This window comes from Sphingopyxis sp., assembly GCF_965279755.1.
Lineage (GTDB): Bacteria > Pseudomonadota > Alphaproteobacteria > Sphingomonadales > Sphingomonadaceae > Sphingopyxis.
Genome location: NZ_OZ257261.1, coordinates 926,087 through 945,679, shown reverse-complemented (window position 1 = coordinate 945,679; position 19,593 = coordinate 926,087). Strand labels below are relative to the sequence as shown.

Below are 19,593 nucleotides of genomic sequence, written 5' to 3'. Positions count from 1 at the left end.
ACGCGCCGACGCCTTAGCTTGGGGGTAACGATATTTCAGGAGTTCAGACCATGGGTACCAAAGCCATTACCGACGCCAGCTTTCAGGCCGACGTGCTCGACAGCGACACCCCCGTGCTCGTCGATTTCTGGGCCGAATGGTGCGGTCCGTGCAAGATGATCGGCCCGTCGCTCGAGGAAATCTCGGACGAACTCGCGGGCAAGGTCGTGATCGCCAAGCTCAACATCGACGATCATCCCGACGCGCCGGGCAAATATGGCGTGCGCGGAATTCCGACGATGATCCTGTTCAAGAACGGTGAGATCGCCGACACCAAGGTCGGCGCGGCGCCGAAGAGCGCGCTCAAGGGCTGGCTCGAAAGCGCACTCTGATTTCTGTTCTCCGACGCCGGAACCCGGCGTCGGAGATATTCTATCGGTCAGTCACGCCAATAGTCGTGACGTTCCGAACCATCGAAACCGGCCCGAGGACAGGCAGCAATTGCGGAAACCTCTGGCCCGATCCGCAGGGGCAGGGATCCTTGCGCCCGAGTTTCTCGATCAGCTCGACATCGCCGTGAACGAAGCGATGCCCCCGCTTGACCTGCGTTTCTGACGGATAACCTTTGCGTCGCTTAGAGCTGGGCTCGAAAGCAAGGCAGGTCGGCGAAGTCTTGCATATGTGCCATGACAGCCTCCTTTGGTTGGGCGCGCACCGATCGCGCGCTCGCGCCGCTTAGCAGAGCGCGATGTGTTCCGATAGTCGGGCGATAGCCCGATCGTCAGGTCAGTGGAATCATCACCTGTTCCATGTATCCGGGACGCGCCCTGATCCGGGAATACCAGTCCTCGACATGGGGCAGGGCGGGCCGCTCTATATCGAGCGAGAACCAGGTGTAGGCATAGACGCCGATCGGAATATCGCCGATCCCGAACTCGCCGCCCGACAGCCAGGGCGATTGCGCGAGTGCGGCGTCGAGGATCGTCATCCGCTTCGCGCAGCGCTTCGCCGACGCGGCAATCGCCGCCGGATTTCTCTGTCCGGGCTCCTTGCGAACGAGGTTCACAAAGGCATCGCGCTGGCCTTCGGCATAGTCGATCTGCCAGTCCATCCAGCGATCGGAATAGGCGCGTGTGGCGGGATCGGCGGGCCAGAACCGCTCGCCACCATGTTTCGCGGCAAGGTAACGCAAGATCGCGTTCGATTCCCACAGGATGACGCCATCGTCCTCGATCGTCGGGATCAGCGCATTGGGGTTTTTCGCCAGATAGGCGGCGTCCATGCCGAACTGGCCGCCGACATCGTGGCGTTCGAAGCCAAGGCCGAGTTCGACCGCGAACCACGCGACCTTTTTGACATTGTGCGAGTTCAGGCGGCCCCAGATGGTGAGCACCGGCTCAGCTCCGGTAATCGGCATTGATGCTGATGTAGCCGTGCGTGAGGTCGCAGGTCCACACCGTCGCGCGGCCATCGCCCAGCCCGAGATCGGCGCCGACGCGGATGTCCAGGCCCTTCAGATGCGCTGCGACCGGCGCCTCGTCATAGCCGTCGACGGGCAGCCCGTCCTTCGCCACCCAATGATCACCGAAACGGATCGCGAGGCGGTCGCGGTCGGCGGGTTCGCCGGCCTTGCCCACCGCCATCACCACGCGGCCCCAGTTCGCGTCCTCGCCCGCGATTGCAGTCTTCACGAGCGGCGAGTTGGCGATGGCAAGCGCGACGCGCTTCGCGCTGTCGTTGCTGGTCGCGCCGGTGACCTCGATCTCGATGAACTTCGACGCGCCTTCGCCGTCGCGGACAACCTGATGCGCAAGGTCGAGCGCGACTTCGCGGATTGCGGCGTAAAGCGCGTCGGCGCCCGGATCGTCGCGGGTGGTGAGCGGCGCGTTGCCCGCCTGCCCGGTCGCGAACAGCAGCACCGTGTCGCTGGTCGAGGTGTCGCTGTCGACGGTGATGCTGTTGAAGCTGCCGCCGGTCGCCTCGCTCAGCATCTCCTGCAGCAGCGCCGGTGCGACCGCGGCGTCGGTGAAGATATAGCCGAGCATCGTCGCCATGTCGGGGGCGATCATGCCGGAACCCTTGACGATGCCTGCGATGTGGACCGTGCGCTCGCCGACGATCGCGCTCGCCGTCGCGCCCTTTGCGAAGGTATCGGTCGTGCAGATGGTTTCGGCGGCGGCTTCCCACGAACAAGGCTCGGCGGTCAGCGCGGCCTCGACCCCGGCGCGCGCCTTGTCCTTGGGCAGCGGCACCCCGATGACGCCGGTCGAACTCACGAAGACTTCGCGGGCGTCGCAGCCGAGGTGGTGCGCGACCTGCTCCATGATCTGTTCGACCGCCTCGCGGCCGCGATAGCCGGTGAAGGCGTTGCTGTTGCCTGCGTTGACGATCAGCGCGCGGCCTACGCCGTCCTTGACCTGCTCGCGGCCGAGTTCGACCTCGGACGAGCAGCAGACATTGCGCGTGAAGACGCCCGCGACTGTCGTGCCGGGCGTGAGCTCGACATAGGTGAGGTCGCAGCGATCCCAATTCTTGTACTTCGCACGCGCGACGCGGCGCGTGACCCCGGCGATGTCGGGGAGGGCCGGAAAGGCATCGGGGGCGAGCGGCGAGCGGGTGGTCATGCCGCCCGCTTAACCGCTACGCCCCCGACGTCAATCAGGCTTTGGGTGCGATCAGGCGGGGATGCCGCTGATCGACTTCACTTCCATGAAATCCTTGAGGCCGAACACGCCGCCTTCGCGGCCGTTGCCCGACGCCTTGTAGCCGCCGAACGCCGCGCCCGGACCGGGGCCCCACGCGTTGACCGCGACCATGCCGGCGCGCAGCTTCGGCGCCACATCGGCTGCCTTGGCGGGGTCGCCCGAGATCACGGCCGAAAGGCCATATTCGGTGTCGTTGGCGATATCGACGGCTTCGTCGAGGTCGCCATAGGCCATGATCGTCGCGACGGGGCCAAAGATTTCCTCGTTGGCGATACGCATGTCGCGCGTCACGCCCGAGAAGACGGTCGGCTTGATATAATAGCCGCGGTTGACGTTCGAGGGCAGGCCGGTTCCGCCGGTTTCGAGCGTCGCGCCCTCGTCGATCGCCGACTGGATCAGGCCCTGGATCTTGTCGAACTGCGCCTTGTTGACGACGGGGCCGATGTGACCGCCTTCGCTCTGCGGGTCGCCGACCGAGGTGCCGTCGAACATCGCCTTGATGACGCCGACCGCTTCGGCTTCGCGGTCCTTCTGGACGAGGATGCGCGTCGGCGCGATGCAGCTCTGGCCAGTGTTGACCAGCACGCCTTGCACCGTCGGCGGCAGCACAGTTTCAAGGTCGGCGTCGGGCAGCACGATGTTCGGCGACTTGCCGCCGAGTTCCTGATGCACGCGCTTGACGGTGTCGGCTGCCGCCTTGGCGACGAGGATGCCGGCGCGGGTCGAACCGGTGAAGCTGACCATTTCGATGCCCGGATGCGACGAGATCGCGTTGCCGACGGTGGGGCCGTCGCCCTGGACGAGGTTGAACACGCCGGCGGGGACGCCCGCGGCTTCAAGGATTTCGGCGAAGATCACCGCGTTGCCGGGGCATTCTTCCGACGGCTTCAGGATCATCGTGTTGCCGGCGGCGAGCGCGGGGGCGACCTTCAGCGCGATCTGGTTCAGCGGCCAGTTCCACGGCGTGATCATGCCGACGACGCCGATCGGCTCATACGCGATGACGCCCGCGGCATATTTTTCGGTGAAGCTGAAATCCTTGAGCGCAGCGATGGTGCCGAGGAAGCCGCCGATGCCGGCGCCGACCTGCGCGGTCCCCGCGAAGCTGACCGGGGCGCCCATTTCGCTCGCCATCGACTTGGCAAGGTCGGCGCCGCGCTTCTTATATTCCTCGACGATGCGGTTCAGCAGGTCGAGCCGTTCTTCGCGGGTGGTCTGCGAGAAGGTCTTGAAGGCTTCCTTCGCTGCGGCGACGGCGTCGTCGACGTCGGCTGCGGTGCCAAGCACGACGGTCGAGGCCGCTTCTTCGGTCGCGGGGTTGATGACGTCGTGGAGCTTGCCGCCCTTCGAATCGACCCATTGGCCGCCGATGTAGTTCTGCTTCAGGTGGGTTTCGGTATCGCTCATCGTCATTCTCCCAATCGCGGTGAATCCGTCTCGGATTGCTACCTAATCACTGTGGCGTATGAATCAAGGAAAGGCCAACTGCCAATTGCGGCAGCTCAGCGCTTTTCAGCAGAAAGGCGTGACATCAGGATGGCAGCGCGCGTTGCCTGCCGCGAAATGCTCGGGATGTCGACCGCTTCGCCCGGTGCATGGTCGCCGGTGCTGTACGGCCCGAGCCCCGCGAGGCCGTCGACGTCGGCTGCGACGAAGCTGATGTCGCCGGCGCCGCGCTTCAGCGGATCGAGCGGCGCCATTTCGGCGAGGCCGAGGTCGCGGTTCACCCCGTTGAGCTTCACAAGCAGCGTCTTGTTACCCTGGGTCGGCGCCATCGGCGGATAGCCGCCGGGATCGAAGCTGATCTTTGCGTCGGTTCCCGGTGCGTGCTGGGCGACGATCGCGGTCATTTTCGTCTTCACCCGCTCGATCTGCTCGGGCGACAGCGCGCGCAGATCGCCGCGCGCGATCGCGATCGGCGCGATGATGTTCGTCTTGCCGTTCGCGGTGGCGCGGATGCCCCCCGCGTCGAGGTCGGCCTGCTGCCCGCCTGCGATCAACCCGACGTTGAAGGTCAGATTGGGTTCGGGAAGTTCGGTGCGAAAGCGATAGATGATGCGCGTCAGCTCATAGATGGCGCCATCGCCCGCCGCGGCGCTGAAGATGCCCGAGCTGTGCGCGCTCTTGCCCGTCGCGGTGACCGTCCAGCTGTCCGACGAGCGCCGCGCGATCGACCCCATGTCGGCGCCTTCATCGCGGACGAGCCCCTCGAAATCGAGCGCGACATCGGCGCGCTTGCCCGCGGCGACCAGATCGGCGCGCGCCTTTTCGATCGGGGTGCCCGAATCCTCCTCGTCACCCGTCATGTGAAACTCGATATTCGCATCCTTCAGCGTTCCCGCTGCCTGCATCGCGCGCAGCGCCGCCACGACGACGACCATCCCGCCCTTGTCATCGCCGGCACCGGGCCCTTCGCCCATATCGCCCTTGCGGGTGAATGTCTGGAATGGCGAGTCGGGTTCGAACACCGTGTCGAGGTGCGCGATCAGCAGCAGCCGCTTGGCGCCCGGCTTGCCCGTGTGCGTCGCGATCAGATGGCCGGCGCGGCCGGTGTCGCGCATCGGCTTCCATTCGACCGTGAAGCCCAGCGGTTCGAGTTCGGCGCGCATCATCTGACCGACCTTCTCGACGCCTTCCAGATTCTGCGAGCCGCTGTTCTGGTTCACCAGGCGTTCGAGCAGCGCGAGCGTGCGGCCTTTCTCGGTCTCGACGGTCTTCGTCATGCGTTGCTCGGCGGGGGTTAGCTTCGCCGCCGCAGCGGGAGCGAGCACAAGCTGAAGCGCGACGAGGGCGGCGAAAGGCAATGATTTCATGGGGGGACTCCTCTGGACGTCGCCCTTGTGGCGCGGAGACCGAGCCACGGCAAGCCGTCAGCCGGGCTGCACCATGAACACATCGCCGCCGAAGATCACGATGAACAGATTGCCGGCGCTATCCTCGCCGAAGGAGGCGATATTGGCGAGGCCGCTGACGTTCGGCAGAAAATCCTCATTGCGCCGTGCAAAGCGCGACGAGGGCAGGGTCTGCCCCGCGACGAGGCTGGAGAAGGGGACCGACCAGATGTTGTTCGAAACGAAGTCGGCGAAAATATACTGCCCCTGCAACGAGGTCACCGGGCCGCGATAGACATAGCCGCCGGTGATCGAGCTGCCCTGCCGCGGGCCGCTGCCATGGCCATATTCGGCGACGGGGTTGATCAGGCCGGCGGGCGGCGAGCCCGAATAGGTTTGCGTTCCTTCGCGGAAGCGCCAGCCGAAATTGGCGCCGGGCTGCGACGTGGTGAGCAGGTCGACCTCTTCGAGGGCATCCTGGCCGACGTCGCCGATCACCAGCGTCGATCCGTTGAAGGCAGCGCGGAATGGATTGCGGAGGCCCAGCGCATAAACATAGGGATCGCCGCCGCCGGCGATATAGGGATTGCCGGGCGCGGGAGCGTAGGTGCTGCCATTGGCACCGACGGAGAAGCGCAAGATCTTGCCGAGCCGGACGTTCGGGTTTTGGGCGTTGTTGTCGGGGTCGCCGCCGCCGCCGCCGTCACCGACGCCAACATAGACGAGGCCATCGGGGCCGAAGCCGATCCAGCCGCCATTGTGATTGTTGTTCGCTGCGTGCGGGACACTGAGCACCGTATCATAGACGGTCGAGCTGTTCGGCTGGCCGAGCGTGTAGCGGCGAACCTGTACTGCGCCGTTGGGCGCGGTCGCGACCGCGAGCAGGCGCTGCGAGGTCGCATGGTCGGGATAGGCGGCGAGGCCGAGCAGCCCGCGCTCGCCATCGGTCGCAATATCGGTGATGTCGAGAACCCGTGTCTTCGTCCCCGTGGCGGGATCGAGCCGGTATACGTCGCCGCCCTTTTCGACAACGTAGACGTTGCTGCTCCCGGGAATCGCGGTCACGTGGAGCGGCTGGTTGAAGCCGGTGCCGACGCGCACGACCGAAATACCTTCGCGGCTGTTCGTGACGGTGATGTTGACCGGCTGCGTCACGCTGTTGGTGCCGTCGCTGACGCGTAGCTGGACCGCATAGACATTGTCGCCATTGGCGTCGCCGGGCAGGTCGTAATCGGGGGCCGTGTTGAAGCGCAGCGCGCCCGCCGAAGTGATTGAAAAGAGCGTCGCGTCGGCGCCGCCGTCGATCGTGAAGGTCAGCGTCCCGCCATCGGGATCGCTCGCCGTCGCCTGATAGGCGGCGGTCTGGTTCTCGACCAGGCTGGCGGTCTGCGCCGACGTGAAGTTGGGCGGGGATGTGTTCGCGGGGGGATTGCCGCCACTGCCGCCTCCGCTGCCTCCACCGCACGAGGTCAGGATCAGCGGCGTGAGAAGAAGGGCAAGACGCTTCGGCATGGTGACACCACCTTTCGCGATCAGCCCCCCCGGATCGATCTCTCGTGCAACTGTGCCATCGTGCGGGGTACACCGCAAGCGCGGCCCGCGTCAGGCGCTTTCCTTGACCTCATCGAAAGCGTCCAGCTTTTTCAGCGCATCATATGCGATGCCGCGCAGCTTGCCGGTGTTGACGGTCAGGCCGTCGCTGTCGTGGCCGCTCAAATCGTCGACCGTGAAGGTGACGCGTGTCCGGTCGGGTGCGAGCTCCTCGAAATTGAACTTGAGCCCCGTTGCGACCGCGCCATCGTCGATGCTGTAGATCAGATGCGCCTCGCGCGGGATTTCCATCTGGACCGCGATCTTGATCTTGTGCGCGTCGGGCCGCTCCTTCGGCACGATCTGCGCCCACGCGGGATCGTTCCGGGTGATCACCAGTTCATACAGACGGTCGGAGCCGCCATTGGTGACGAGCGGCAGGCCGGCAAAGGCGCCTTCGTCACCGAACATCTTGGCGAACACCGCCTCGCGCGGCGCGGCGACGGTCTTTGTCTGGTTCGCAAGCTGAATGGCGTCGCCGCACCCGGCGAGCAGCAGCATTGCAGCGAAAAGCATCGTCGAACGAAACATGATCCCGGCCCCTGACAGCAATCGCGCCCTGCATAGCGCACGCCCGCTTACCAAAGCGTAAGCGCGGCGCGGGAAAGAAGTGTAAAGAGTGTTTGACACTTCGGCACTCTGCCATGTAAAGAGTGTTTGACAGAACGGGGAGCGGGTGTTGGAAAACCGGGTGCGCGATTGCCGCGAGCAGGCGGGCTGGAGCCAAGGCGAACTGGCCCGGCGGCTCGGGGTCTCGCGCCAGACGGTCAACGCAGTCGAAACCGACAAATATGACCCGAGCCTGCCGCTCGCGCTGCGTATGGCGCGGCTGTTCGGGCTTGAGGTGCGCGAGCTGTTTATCGATCACTGGATGCCGGAGGACGAAGGATGAACGCGATGACGCAAGATGGCGGCCCCAAGTGGAAGAAGTCGGCAGTAAAGATGCTGATCGGCGCCGCGGTCGGGCTGGGCGCGAGCGTGGCGGGGACGACACTTGCTGGCGCCCCGCTGCTCGACGCGATGGGGCCGTCGCGGCTTGCGCTTGCGGCTGTGGGTTTCGTCTATCTGCTGATGGCGGCAATGGTCGGCTTCGGTCTCGCCGCGCCGCGCGCCGGTGCGAAGCTGCTCAATGTCGGCGATGCCGAGGAGCTGCGGGAAGAACGCGCGGGCATGATGCTGTCGGTTGTCACGATGGGCGCGATCGGACTGGTGCTGATACTGCTCGCGCTTGCGAGCGCGCCGGGCTTTGCGGGGCCGGTCCCCGCAGGATTGGCTTTTGGCGGGCTTGTGCTGGCGATCGTTGGCGGCGTGATCGCGAGCCGGGCGTGGCGCGACCGCTATGACGAACTCAATCGCCAACTGGGGCTTGAGGGAAGCTTCTGGGCGTTCTGCCTGAGTTGGGTTTTGCTGACGCTGTGGGCCGCGGCAGATTTTCTGGGCTTCGGTTTCGCGCTGACGCCGATCGACGTTGTCACGACCCTCGCGGCGATGATGATCATCGGATCGTTCGTTGCGATCGGACGGCGCGGAATGATGAGCCGCTGAAACAGGTGGGGCGCCCGGTTCCCCCGAACCGGACGCCCCGCGCAAGCTGATCGCTGCAGATCAGGCGCTGTAGTACATGTCGAATTCGACCGGGCTCGGGGTCTGCTCGAACCGATAGACCTCGTCCCACTTCAGTTCGACATAGGCTTCGATCTGGTCCTTGCTGAACACGTCGCCCTTGAGCAGGAAGTCATGGTCAGCGAGCAGGCTGTCGAGCGCTTCGCGAAGGCTTCCGCAAACGGTCGGAACTTCGCTCAGTTCCTCGGGCGGCAGGTCGTAGAGGTTCTTGTCCATCGGGTCGCCTGGGTGGATCTTGTTCTGGATGCCGTCGAGGCCCGCCATCAGCAGCGCCGAATAGCAGAGATAGGGGTTCGCCATCGCGTCGGGGAAGCGGAACTCGACGCGCTTCGATTTCGCGCCCGCACCATAGGGGATGCGGCACGAGGCCGAACGGTTGCGGCTCGAGTAAGCGAGCAGCACCGGTGCTTCGAAGCCCGGGACGAGGCGCTTGTAGCTGTTCGTCGTCGGGTTGGTGAAGGCGTTCAGCGCCTTGGCATGCTTCACAACGCCGCCGATGAAATAGAGGCACATGTCCGACAGGCCGGCATAGCCGTTGCCGGCGAAGAGCGGCTTGCCCTTTTCCCAGATCGAGATGTGGGTGTGCATGCCGCTGCCGTTATCGTCCTTGATCGGCTTCGGCATGAAGGTCGCGGTCTTGCCATAGGCATGCGCGACCTGATGCACGACATATTTGTAGATCTGCATGCGGTCGGCGGTTTCGGTCAGCGTGCCGAAGGTCAGGCCCAGTTCGTGCTGCGCGGCGGCGACTTCATGGTGATGCTTGTCGCACGGCAGGCCGAGTTCGAGCATGGTCGAGACCATTTCGGCGCGGATGTCGACGGCGCTGTCGACCGGCGCGACGGGGAAGTAGCCACCCTTGGCGCGCGGACGGTGCGCGAGGTTGCCGCCTTCATAAGCGCGGCCGGTGTTGGTCGGCAGTTCGATATCGTCGATCTCGAAGCCCGACTTGTTGTAGCCGGTTTCGAAACGGACGTCGTCGAACATGAAGAATTCGGCTTCGGGGCCGACGTAGACGGTGTCGCCGATGCCGGTCGAGGCGACATAGGCCTCGGCGCGCTTCGCGGTCGTGCGCGGGTCGCGGGCATAGCCTTCGCCGGTCGAGGGCTCGACGATGTCGCAGAAGATTACGAGCATCGGGGTGGCCGAGAAGGGATCGTCGTAAACGGCGTCGAGGTCGGGCTTCAGGATCATGTCGGACTCGTTGATCGCCTTCCAGCCTTCGATCGACGAACCGTCGAACATCAGACCGTCTTCGAGTTCGTCCTCGCCGAGGACCGAGGCCACCATGGTGAGGTGCTGCCACTTGCCCTTGGGGTCGGTGAAACGCAGGTCGACCCACTCGATGTCGTTTTCCTTGATCCGCGCGATGATATCCTTGGGCTTCGTAGCCATGGTAGATACTTCCTTCTTGCGATGTTGTCCGGCTCGCGCCGGGGTCTGGTTGAACAGGATTGGAGAGCGGGCGCTTTTAGAGGGCGTCCTCGTTGCGTTCGCCGGTGCGGATGCGCAGCGCCGTTTCGACCGGGATCACGAAAATCTTGCCGTCGCCGATGCGGCCGGTCTGCGCTGCGGCGGCGATCGCCTCGACCACCCGTTCGGCCAAGCCATCCTCGACGATGACCTCCAGCTTCACCTTGGGCAGGAAGTCGACGACATATTCGGCGCCGCGATAGAGTTCGGTGTGGCCCTTTTGCCGGCCGAAGCCCTTGGCCTCGGTCACGGTGATGCCGCTGACGCCGACTTCGTGCAGGGCTTCCTTCACTTCGTCGAGCTTGAACGGCTTGATGATCGCCTCAATCTTCTTCACGCGCCTTGTCCCCCACTGGGTCTGCCTTATTTGCCCGCAGCCAAGGCCGGATCAGGCCAGCCTGTCCGGTTCGCTCCTCCATGAGTCGCTGCGAGGCCCCGTCATCTTGCACCAATCAAGACCCGTGCCAATTGGCGAATCGCAAGCATTCGGCAAGATTTGTGACAGGAAATTGCGCCGCTGCCCAAGAGGTGGGCAACGGCGTGGAATCTCTGATTAAAATATAGGCAATCGATGAGGATCCGTCATTGCGAGCGAAGCGAAGCAATCTCCAGCTATCATTATTCGACGACGATGGCCGGAGATTGCTTCGTCGCTGCGCTCCTCGCAATGACGAGTCTGTCGGCCTCCATCAGCGTCCCATCGGCGCCGCCGTGTCGGCCAGATTGGCCTTGGTCCAGTTCGACCGGTCGATGACATAGGCGCGAATCGCCTCGACGTCGGCGGGGGTCAGAACGCGTGCAAAGCTGACCATGCCGCGATCCTTCAGCGCCCCGTCGAGGATCACCGATTTCCACGCATCGGTGTTCGACAGCGCCCCCGAGACGCGAAGGTCCGGCGTGAAGCCGTTGCCGATCGCGCTGTCGCCGTGACAGACGATGCAATAGCGCCCGAAATGCGCCTTACCTGTCGCGATCTGTGCGGGCGTCCCGAACTGCGGCGGCGGGTTCCACGCAAGCGTCGTCGTCGCGGGCGGAGCGGGCAGCTTCACCGTTCCGCCGACCTTGAGCACGACGAGGCGCGGCAGATTGGGAAGCTTGCGCGTCACGCCGCCGGCGACGCCGGCGACGAGCGGGAAAGCCCCGCCCTTGCCGGTCTGGAACGCGATGTACTGGACGCCGCCGACGCGGAAGGTCGATGGCGCGCTGACGATCCCCGACTGCATGTCTAGGTCGAGCAATTGCTTGCCGGTGTCGGCGGTATAGGCGCGGAAGCGGCCGGTACTTGTCCCCTGGAAGACCAGATTGCCCGCGGTGGTCATTGTCCCGCCGTTCCATGCGGCGGGATAATCGACCCCCCATGCGACCTTGCCGGTGCGCGGGTCGAAGGCGACAAGGCGTCCGGTCGTTGCTGCGATCGCGGCCTTGAACGCCGCCTTGTCGTCGGGAAGCATCGTCTTGTTGAGCGAGGTGCCGACGTTGAAGCCCAGCACCTTGCGCTTGTCGAGCTCGTCCATGTCCTGGAGATAGCCCTGCGGGATCTGCTGCGCCGGAATATAGACGAGGCCGGTCGCGGGATTGTAGCTCATCGGATGCCAGTTATGCGCGCCGAGCGCGCCGGGGATCGCGATGAAGGGCTTGCCGGTCTTGTAGAAACGCGATTCGGGATTTTCGATCGGGCGACCGGTCGCCATGTCATAGCCGGTGGCCCAGTTGATCCCGTCGACGAAGGGTTTGGCGTCGATCAGCTTGCCGCTGATGCGGTCGATGGTGAAGAAGAAGCCGTTCTTCGGCGCGTGGTACAGCACCTTGGTCGGTTTGCCGTCCACCGCCTGCTCGGCGAGGATGATCGGCTGGGTGGCGGTATAGTCCCACGTCTCGCCGGGCGTTTCCTGATAATGCCATTTATAGGCGCCGGTCGATGCATCGAGCGCGACGACCGACGAGAGGAACCAGTTGTCGCCTTCGCCGTTCGATCGCTCGCCATGGTTCCACGGATTGCCGTTGCCGACGCCGAGGTAGATCTGGTCGAGATCCTTGTCGTAAACAATCGCGTCCCAGACGGTGCCGCCGCCGCCGGAGACCTTCCATTCGCCCTTGTCGGACCAGGTCGCATTGCCTTTCGATGCGAAGATGTCGTCGCTGGCCGCGCCGTCCTTCTTCTTCTCGGGGTTGGGGGCGGTGTAGAAGCGCCAGCGTTCCTTGCCGGTGTCGGCGTCATAGGCGGTGACATAGCCGCGCACGCCGAACTCGGCGCCGCCGTTGCCGATCAGCACCATATCCTTCACGACGCGCGGCGCACCGGTGATCGTATAGGGCTTAGAGGCGTCGAAGGTCTGTGTCGACCACAGCTCCTTGCCGGTCTTTTTGTCGAGCGCGATCAGGCGGCCGTCGAGCGTGCCGACGAACAGCTTGTCACCCCACACCGCGACGCCGCGATTGACGACGTCGCAACAGGCGCTGACCGCGCGCTCGCCGGGAACCTTGGGATCGAAAGACCAGAGCTTCTTGCCGGTCGCGGCGTCCCATGCATCGACTTTGGACCAGGCGTGGCTGACATAGAGCGTGCCGTCGACGACGACGGGCGTGGCCTCCTGTCCGCGCGCATCCTCGAGGTCGGCGAACCAGGCGATGCCGAGAGTGCCGACATTCTTGTCGTTGATGTCGGTGAGCGGGCTGAAGCGCTGTTCGTCATAACCGTAACCGATGCCGGCCCAGTTATCGCCGTTGCCGCCGGTCTTGAGCAGGGCCTCGCTGGCCTTTTCGGCATCGTCGAGTGATCCGCCGCCCGAGATGCTGTCATTCTTCGACGCGTTACACGCCGCCAGTGCCAGTGCCGCGCAGCCCAGTAGCGCGACCGAAAAGACCCGTTTCGCCATCCCATATTCTCCCGACGCCTATGCTTGACGTTAACGTCAAGACTGCGCTGGAAGTATCGCTGGCGCAAGCAGGAAAATGGGGGGCTGGTGCTACTGCCAGGGGGGGGCGTTCAGGCCCTTGGGGCTGGCGGTGAAAATCTCGCAGCCGGTTTCGGTGATGCCGATGCTGTGCTCGAACTGCGCCGAAAGCGAGCGGTCGCGGGTCACCGCGGTCCAGCCGTCGGCTAGCATCTTCACCGCATATTTGCCGGTGTTGATCATCGGCTCGATGGTGAAAAACATGCCGGGGCGGAGTTCGGGGCCGGTGCCGGGGCGACCGGCGTGGACGACCTCGGGGGCGTCGTGGAACATCTGGCCAAGGCCGTGGCCGCAGAAATCGCGGACGACCGAATAGCGGTGGCGCTCGGCGTGGCTCTGGATCGCATGCGCGACGTCGCCCATCGTGTTGCCGGGCTTCGCCTGTTCGATGCCGAGCATCAGGCATTCATAGGTGATGTCGACCAGCCGCTTTGCCTTGATCGGCACGTCGCCGACCAGATACATGCGGCTGGTGTCGCCGTGCCAGCCGTCGATGATCGTCGTGACGTCGATGTTGACGATGTCGCCCTCGCGCACCGGCTTGTCATCGGGAATGCCGTGGCAGACAACATGATTGATGCTGGTGCAGCAGCTGTGCGTGAAGCCGCGATAGCCAAGCGTCGCGGGAATGCCGCCGCCCTCGATCATCATCGTGCGGACCAGATCGTCGATCGCGCCGGTGGTCACGCCGGGCTGAACGAAGGGGACAAGCGCGTCGAGAATTTCGGCCGACAGCCGGCCCGCCTTGCGCATCCCGGCAAAGCCGGCCTCGTCATGCAGCTTGATCGTTCCATCGCGAACGCGGGCGGGGGTCGACGTTTCGTCGGCGGTTACGGAGACATAGTCGTACATGGATAAGGATATAGGCTATCTTGCGCCGGATTGCGAGGGCGGTAAGCCCCTCCCGCTTGCGGGAGGGGTTTGGGGTGGGCAAGCACCGTTGCCGGGCCCACCCCGCTGCGACTAGCGGGCAAGCCCGCAAGTCTCGCTGCCCCTCCCGCAAGCGGGAGGGGAGCTGGCTGGCTTACTCCGCCGCCTTCTCGGGCTTGGCCTTTGCCTTGCCCTTCGCGGCCTTTGGCGCCGCGGGGGTGATTTCGAAGGTCAGCGGGTTGCCGACCTTGGCGTCCTCGCCCTCCTTCATCTTCACCTTGACCTCGCCGCCATGGACTAGCTTGCCGAAGAGCAGCTCCTCGGCAAGCGGCTGCTTGATCTTTTCCTGGATCAGGCGGCCCATCGGACGCGCGCCATAAAGCTTGTCGTACCCCTTGCCGGTCAGCCATTCGCGCGCCGCGTCGTCGAGCTGGATGTGGACATTGCGGTCGGCAAGCTGCAGTTCGAGTTGCAGGATGAACTTGTCGACGACGCGCGCCACAACCTCGGGCGGCAGATAGCCGAAGGGCACGATCGCATCGAGGCGGTTACGGAATTCGGGGGTGAACATGCGCTTCACCGCCTCTTCCTGCACATCCTCGCGCGTCGTGTTGCCGAAACCGATCGACTCGCGGGTCATGTCGCTCGCGCCCGCATTGGTCGTCATGATCAGGATGACGTTGCGGAAGTCGACGGTCTTGCCGTGGTGGTCGGTCAGGCGGCCGTTGTCCATCACCTGCAGCAGGATGTTGAACAGGTCAGGGTGCGCCTTTTCGATTTCGTCGAGCAGCAGCACGCAGTGCGGGTTCTGGTCGATCGCATCGGTCAGCAGGCCGCCCTGATCATAGCCGACATAGCCCGGAGGCGCACCGATCAGGCGCGACACGCTGTGCCGCTCCATATATTCGGACATGTCGAAGCGCTGGAGCGGGATGCCCATGATCGATGCGAGCTGCTTCGCCACCTCGGTCTTGCCGACGCCGGTCGGACCGGAAAAGAGGTAGTTGCCGATCGGCTTCTCGAGATCGCGAAGGCCAGCGCGCGACAGCTTGATCGCCGACGACAGCACCTCGATCGCGGTGTTCTGACCGAAGACAACGCGCTTCAGATCGGTCTCGAGCGTTTCGAGCGTCTTCTTGTCGTCGCTCGACACCGACTTGGGCGGGATGCGGGCCATCGTCGCGATCACCGCCTCGATCTCCTTGGCGGTGATCGTCTTCTTGCGCTTCGACGGGGCGACGAGCATCTGCATCGCGCCGACTTCATCGATCACGTCGATCGCCTTGTCGGGCAATTTGCGGTCGTTGATGTAGCGCGCCGACAGGTCGACCGCGGCGTTGATCGCGTCCTGCGTATAACGCACCTGGTGATGTGCTTCGAACGCGCTGCGCAGGCCGGCGAGGATCTTTTTCGTGTCTTCCAGCGTCGGTTCGACCACGTCGATCTTCTGGAACCGGCGCAGCAGCGCGCGGTCCTTTTCGAAATGGTTGCGGAACTCCTTGTACGTCGTCGAGCCGATGCAACGGATGACGCCGCCTGAGAGGGCAGGCTTCAGGAGGTTCGACGCGTCCATCGCGCCGCCACTTGTGGCGCCGGCGCCGATCACCGTGTGAATCTCGTCGATGAACAGGATCGCGTGCGGCAGCCCTTCGAGTTCGGTGACAACCTGTTTCAGCCGCTCCTCGAAATCGCCGCGATAGCGCGTGCCCGCGAGCAGCGCGCCCATGTCGAGCGAATAGATGACTGCGGGCAGCAGCACCTCGGGCACGTCGCCCTCGATGATCTTGCGCGCGAGGCCTTCGGCGATCGCGGTCTTGCCGACGCCGGGATCGCCCACATAGAGCGGGTTGTTCTTGCTGCGGCGGCAGAGGATCTGGATCGTGCGGTCGACCTCGGCGGTGCGGCCGATCAGCGGGTCGACCTTGCCGGTCTTCGCCTTTTCGTTGAGATTGACGGTGAACTGGTCGAGCGCGGTTTCCTTCTTGGACTTGCCCTCGCTCTTGTCCTTCGCCTCTTCCTTTTCCTCAGGCTCGGCCTGCGGCGAGGGCTTGCCGCCCTTGCCGACGCCGTGGCTGAGGTAGGAGACCGCGTCGAGACGCGTCAGATCCTGCTGCTGCAGGAAATAGACGGCATAGGATTCGCGTTCGGAGAAGAGCGCGACGAGGACGTTGGCGCCCGTCACCTCATCCTTGCCCGAAGACTGGACGTGCAGGATCGCACGCTGGACGACGCGCTGGAAGCCCGATGTCGGGGAGGGGTCGCTGTGCCCCTCGACCTTCAGGCTGTCGAGTTCGGTGTCGAGATAATGGACGACCGCCGATTGCAGGTCGTCGAGCGCAACGCCGCAGGCGCGCATCACTTCGGCGGCATGATCGTCGTCGATCAGCGCGTAGAGCAGATGCTCGAGCGTCGCATATTCGTGGTGACGCTCCGAAGCGGCCTTCAAAGCGTTATGGAGGGTCTTTTCGAGGCTTTCCGAAAAGGACGGCATGGTCTTCATCTCCTTGCGGGGACCAGGCCGGGGAGAGCGGCCCCCTTAGAAAGACAACGTGGCGATGCCGCCGCCCCACCGCAAGGGAAAAGCGGAGGCGTGTGTGAAATTACGATGACAGGATTGATTCATGGTTAATGACGTGTTGAGAAATCATGGTTCGGGCCTCCCGCCCCGAATTGCGGGTTGTCCCGAAAGCAAAATCCCCGCACTTGCCCCATTTGCCGATCCGGCATATAGCCGCCCCCAATGTCCGGCCGCCCCGCGAGGGGCGGCCCTTATTATTTGCGCTTTTGGAGAGCAGTCATGGCCAATGCCGATGCAACCCCGCTGATGCCGCACGCGACCGCCGCCTGGCTGGTCGACAATACCGGCCTCACCTTCGTCCAGATCGCCGACTATTGCGGCATCCACATCCTCGAAGTCCAGGCGATCGCCGACGAGACTGCCGCGACCAAATATACCGGCCGCGACCCGGTGCGCGCGCACGAGCTGTCGATGGAAGAAATCGAGAAGGGTCAGAACGACCCGAACTACAAGCTCAAGATGAGCAAGCAGGCGCAGGACACGATCCGCCGCACCCGCGGCCCGCGCTACACCCCCGTTTCGAAGCGCCAGGACAAGCCCGACGGCATCGCCTGGATCCTGAAGAATCACCCCGAGGTTTCGGACGGTGCGATCGGCAAGCTGATCGGCACCACCCGCAATACCATCGGCGCGATCCGCGACCGCAGCCACTGGAACAGCTCGAATATCGTTCCCAAGGATCCGGTGACGCTTGGCCTCTGCTCGCAGCGCGAACTTGACGCGCTGGTTGCCAAGGCGGCCAAGAAGGCGGGCATCAAGGCCCCCGAGGACAGCCGTTTCGAGGGCGACCGCGAAGCGCTGCTCGAAGAGCTGCGCGCCGAGCGCACCGCGGCCGCCGAAGCGCGTGCGGCCGAAGAGCAGTCGGTGGGCGAAGCCTGACGCCGTGGCGAGCGGCGACGACGACAATATCCCGGCGGCCAGCGGCTCGCCGGACGCGTCGCTGACGCAGGACGACAGCTTTACCGCGACGAGCCACGCCGGGCTCACCTATCCGTGGGGCGAGGCCGCCCCCGGTGCGGGCGAGACGATCCGTATCGCCGACGGGATCAGCTGGGCGCGGCTGCCGATGCCGGGGTCGCTCGGCCATATCAACAGCTGGCTGCTCGACGACGCCGACGAGGCGGGCGAGGGCGTCGCGGTCGTCGATACCGGCATCTGCCTGACGATCTGTTCGGACGCGTGGAAGGCGCTCTATGCCGGCGCGCTTGCGGGCCAGCGCATCACGCGCGTGTTTGGCACGCATCTGCACCCCGACCATATCGGCCTCGCGGGCTGGATCGCCAAGAAACAGGGCGTGAAGCTGTGGATGACGCGCGGCGAGATGCTGACTGCGCGCGCGATCGTTGCCGATTCGAGCGACACCGCCCCCGACGAAGTGCTCGCCCAGTCGCGCGCCGCAGGGTGGGAAGAGGCGGCGATCGAGGAACAGAGGACGCGCGGCTGGAACATGTTCCAGCGCATGATCTTCGCGCTGCCGCGCAGCTATGTCCGCATGAGCGACGGCGAGCGGCTCGATTTCGGCAAGCATCAGTGGCGCGTCGTCACCGGTTCGGGGCACAGCCCCGAACATGCGTGCCTGTGGAACGAGAAGGAGGGCGTGCTCGTCTCGGGCGATCAGGTCCTGCCGCGGATCAGCTCGAACGTGTCGGTCAACATCACCGAGCCCGACGCTGATCCCTTGGGCGAATGGCTCGCGTCGATCGACAAGCTGCTCGCGACCATCCCCGCCGACGTCGTCACCTGTCCCGCGCATGGCGAACCGTTCAAGGGTCTGCACGTCCGCCTGATGGCGCTCCGCGACGAGCATCGCATGCGGCTCTACAATCTAGCCGAAGCCGCCGCCAAGGCACCGCTGCGCGCGGTCGACAGCTTTCCCTTGCTCTTCAATCGTCCGATCGGCGGGCATAATCAGGGGCTCGCGACCGGCGAGGCTTTCGCGCATCTGAAGCGGCTCGAGGTTGAAGGACGCGTCCGCAAGGAAGATCGCGACGGCGTGTGGTGGTATCACGGCGTCGCGTGAGCGGGGGGTATCGCGTGAAAACGACAGGTCTTGCGACGCTGCTGCTGGCGGCCGCGCTGACGCTGGCGCCGGGGGTGGCCGCGCAGGAACAGGATGCGACGGCGGCCGATGCGAATGACGAGATTGTCGTCATCGCGCGGCGCTCGGGCGCGCCGATGTGGACGATCGAAACCTCGGCCGGCACCGTCATCCTCGTCGGCGAGATCGCGGCGGTGCCGAAAGCGACGCCCTGGCGTCCCGAACGGCTCGAAGGCGCGACCGACCGGGCGCAGCGCGTCATCCTCGGCACCAAGGCAAAGGTTTCGCCCGGCGACATATTGCGGCTGATCTTCAAGGGCGGCGGGCTCACGAAACTGCCGAAGGGCAAGGTTGCCGCCGATTATCTGGATGCCGCCCAGCTGACGCGGCTGCGCGCGCTCGAAGCGCGGTTCGATCAGGATTATGCGCGGTCCAACTTCCTGATGACCGCGTTCGATCTGCTGTCGAAGCGGCTGTCCTTCACCAAGGACACCGCCGACGATGCGTCGGACATCGTGCGCAAGGCCGCGCGCCAGTCGAAAATCCCGATGCAGCCCGTCGGTGAAGTGCGCGGCGAGGACATGCTCGACAATCTCTTCGCCGCGGCGCCCGAAACGCATATCCCGTGTCTGGCGGCGGCGATGACCGCGACCGAGGTGGGCCCCGATGTCGTAACGGCGCGCGGCAAGGCGTGGACCGAGTTCGATGTCCGCGCGGTGATGGCGAACCCGCTTGAGGAAGCGCTCGGCCGCTGCTGGCCTTGGACGAACGATGGCTTTGGGCCCGAGATCCGCCAGCAATGGGTAAGCGCGATCGATAGAGCGGCGACGCAGCCGGGCGTGACGCTGGCCGTCGTGCCGCTTCGCGTGCTGGCCGAAAAGGACGGCGTCCTCGATCAGCTCGATCGCAAGGGGCTGCCGATCAGCGGGCCGGCTTGGTAGCGCGCGCCGGG

18 protein-coding genes are annotated in these 19,593 nt (G+C 64.8%); 6 read left to right on the top strand and 12 right to left on the bottom strand.

Annotation, left to right across the window (positions count from 1 at the left end; translation table 11 throughout):
• Positions 1–50 precede the first annotated feature (50 nt).
• A complete protein-coding gene (gene trxA / locus ACQY80_RS04595) occupies positions 51–371 on the top strand; it encodes a thioredoxin TrxA (RefSeq protein ID WP_056345532.1) in 321 nt (106 codons plus the stop codon).
• 40 nt (positions 372–411) lie between these two features.
• On the opposite strand, the gene ACQY80_RS04590 is transcribed toward trxA, so the two are convergent.
• The 7 genes from ACQY80_RS04590 to ACQY80_RS04560 all read right to left on the bottom strand — a co-directional run bounded on the left by ACQY80_RS04590 (position 412) and on the right by ACQY80_RS04560 (position 7,636).
• Positions 412–540, bottom strand: coding sequence for an SEC-C metal-binding domain-containing protein (locus ACQY80_RS04590; protein WP_428685746.1), 129 nt, complete (start codon positions 538–540; stop codon positions 412–414).
• Positions 541–760: 220 nt separating this feature from the next.
• Positions 761–1,372: a glutathione S-transferase family protein gene (locus ACQY80_RS04585; RefSeq protein WP_428684089.1), complete on the bottom strand. Its 612-nt coding sequence runs from the start codon at positions 1,370–1,372 to the stop codon at positions 761–763.
• A gap of 4 nt (positions 1,373–1,376) precedes the next feature.
• Entirely contained in the window at positions 1,377–2,603 is a 1,227-nt protein-coding gene (gene argJ / locus ACQY80_RS04580; RefSeq protein WP_428684087.1) for a bifunctional glutamate N-acetyltransferase/amino-acid acetyltransferase ArgJ, read from the bottom strand.
• Between the two features lie 51 nt (positions 2,604–2,654).
• The gene (locus tag ACQY80_RS04575; RefSeq protein ID WP_428684085.1) at positions 2,655–4,091 is read right to left on the bottom strand and encodes an aldehyde dehydrogenase family protein; all 1,437 of its coding nucleotides are present in this window, start codon (positions 4,089–4,091) and stop codon (positions 2,655–2,657) included.
• 95 nt (positions 4,092–4,186) lie between these two features.
• Positions 4,187–5,497 carry a M20/M25/M40 family metallo-hydrolase gene (locus ACQY80_RS04570; RefSeq protein WP_428684083.1) on the bottom strand — a complete coding sequence of 437 codons (1,311 nt, stop codon included), beginning with the start codon at positions 5,495–5,497 and terminating at the stop codon, positions 4,187–4,189.
• A gap of 57 nt (positions 5,498–5,554) precedes the next feature.
• The gene (locus ACQY80_RS04565) at positions 5,555–7,027 is read right to left on the bottom strand and encodes a PQQ-dependent sugar dehydrogenase (RefSeq protein WP_428684082.1); all 1,473 of its coding nucleotides are present in this window, start codon (positions 7,025–7,027) and stop codon (positions 5,555–5,557) included.
• Between the two features lie 90 nt (positions 7,028–7,117).
• Positions 7,118–7,636 carry a hypothetical protein gene (locus ACQY80_RS04560; protein WP_428684080.1) on the bottom strand — a complete coding sequence of 173 codons (519 nt, stop codon included), beginning with the start codon at positions 7,634–7,636 and terminating at the stop codon, positions 7,118–7,120.
• Positions 7,637–7,784: 148 nt separating this feature from the next.
• Between ACQY80_RS04560 and ACQY80_RS04555 the strand changes: the two genes are divergently transcribed.
• Both ACQY80_RS04555 and ACQY80_RS04550 read left to right on the top strand, forming a co-directional pair.
• Positions 7,785–7,997, top strand: a complete 213-nt coding sequence (locus ACQY80_RS04555; RefSeq protein ID WP_428684078.1) for a helix-turn-helix transcriptional regulator — start codon at positions 7,785–7,787, stop codon at positions 7,995–7,997.
• A 5-nt stretch (positions 7,998–8,002) separates the two neighbouring features.
• Complete coding sequence (locus ACQY80_RS04550) at positions 8,003–8,650, top strand: hypothetical protein (RefSeq protein ID WP_428684076.1); 648 nt, start codon at positions 8,003–8,005, stop codon at positions 8,648–8,650.
• Between the two features lie 60 nt (positions 8,651–8,710).
• Here the strand turns inward: ACQY80_RS04550 and glnA are convergent, their stop codons facing one another.
• The 5 genes from glnA to clpA all read right to left on the bottom strand — a co-directional run bounded on the left by glnA (position 8,711) and on the right by clpA (position 16,516).
• Positions 8,711–10,123 carry a type I glutamate--ammonia ligase gene (gene glnA, locus ACQY80_RS04545; protein ID WP_037518108.1) on the bottom strand — a complete coding sequence of 471 codons (1,413 nt, stop codon included), beginning with the start codon at positions 10,121–10,123 and terminating at the stop codon, positions 8,711–8,713.
• A gap of 76 nt (positions 10,124–10,199) precedes the next feature.
• Positions 10,200–10,538, bottom strand: coding sequence for a P-II family nitrogen regulator (locus ACQY80_RS04540; protein WP_058816207.1), 339 nt, complete (start codon positions 10,536–10,538; stop codon positions 10,200–10,202).
• Between the two features lie 352 nt (positions 10,539–10,890).
• Entirely contained in the window at positions 10,891–13,077 is a 2,187-nt protein-coding gene (locus ACQY80_RS04535) for a PQQ-dependent dehydrogenase, methanol/ethanol family (RefSeq protein WP_428684073.1), read from the bottom strand.
• Positions 13,078–13,167: 90 nt separating this feature from the next.
• The gene (gene map / locus ACQY80_RS04530; protein WP_428684071.1) at positions 13,168–14,007 is read right to left on the bottom strand and encodes a type I methionyl aminopeptidase; all 840 of its coding nucleotides are present in this window, start codon (positions 14,005–14,007) and stop codon (positions 13,168–13,170) included.
• Between the two features lie 172 nt (positions 14,008–14,179).
• On the bottom strand, positions 14,180–16,516 hold the full coding sequence (clpA, locus tag ACQY80_RS04525; RefSeq protein ID WP_428684069.1) for an ATP-dependent Clp protease ATP-binding subunit ClpA: 2,337 nt from the start codon (positions 16,514–16,516) through the stop codon (positions 14,180–14,182).
• 333 nt (positions 16,517–16,849) lie between these two features.
• Between clpA and ACQY80_RS04520 the strand changes: the two genes are divergently transcribed.
• From ACQY80_RS04520 to ACQY80_RS04510, 3 genes are read left to right on the top strand one after another with little or no spacing between them, the layout of a single operon-like run.
• Complete coding sequence (locus ACQY80_RS04520) at positions 16,850–17,482, top strand: cell cycle transcriptional regulator TrcR (protein ID WP_428685744.1); 633 nt, start codon at positions 16,850–16,852, stop codon at positions 17,480–17,482.
• Between the two features lie 4 nt (positions 17,483–17,486).
• Positions 17,487–18,623, top strand: coding sequence for an MBL fold metallo-hydrolase (locus ACQY80_RS04515; RefSeq protein WP_428684067.1), 1,137 nt, complete (start codon positions 17,487–17,489; stop codon positions 18,621–18,623).
• Between the two features lie 14 nt (positions 18,624–18,637).
• Positions 18,638–19,582: a TraB/GumN family protein gene (locus tag ACQY80_RS04510; RefSeq protein ID WP_428684065.1), complete on the top strand. Its 945-nt coding sequence runs from the start codon at positions 18,638–18,640 to the stop codon at positions 19,580–19,582.
• The last annotated feature ends 11 nt before the right edge of the window (positions 19,583–19,593 follow it).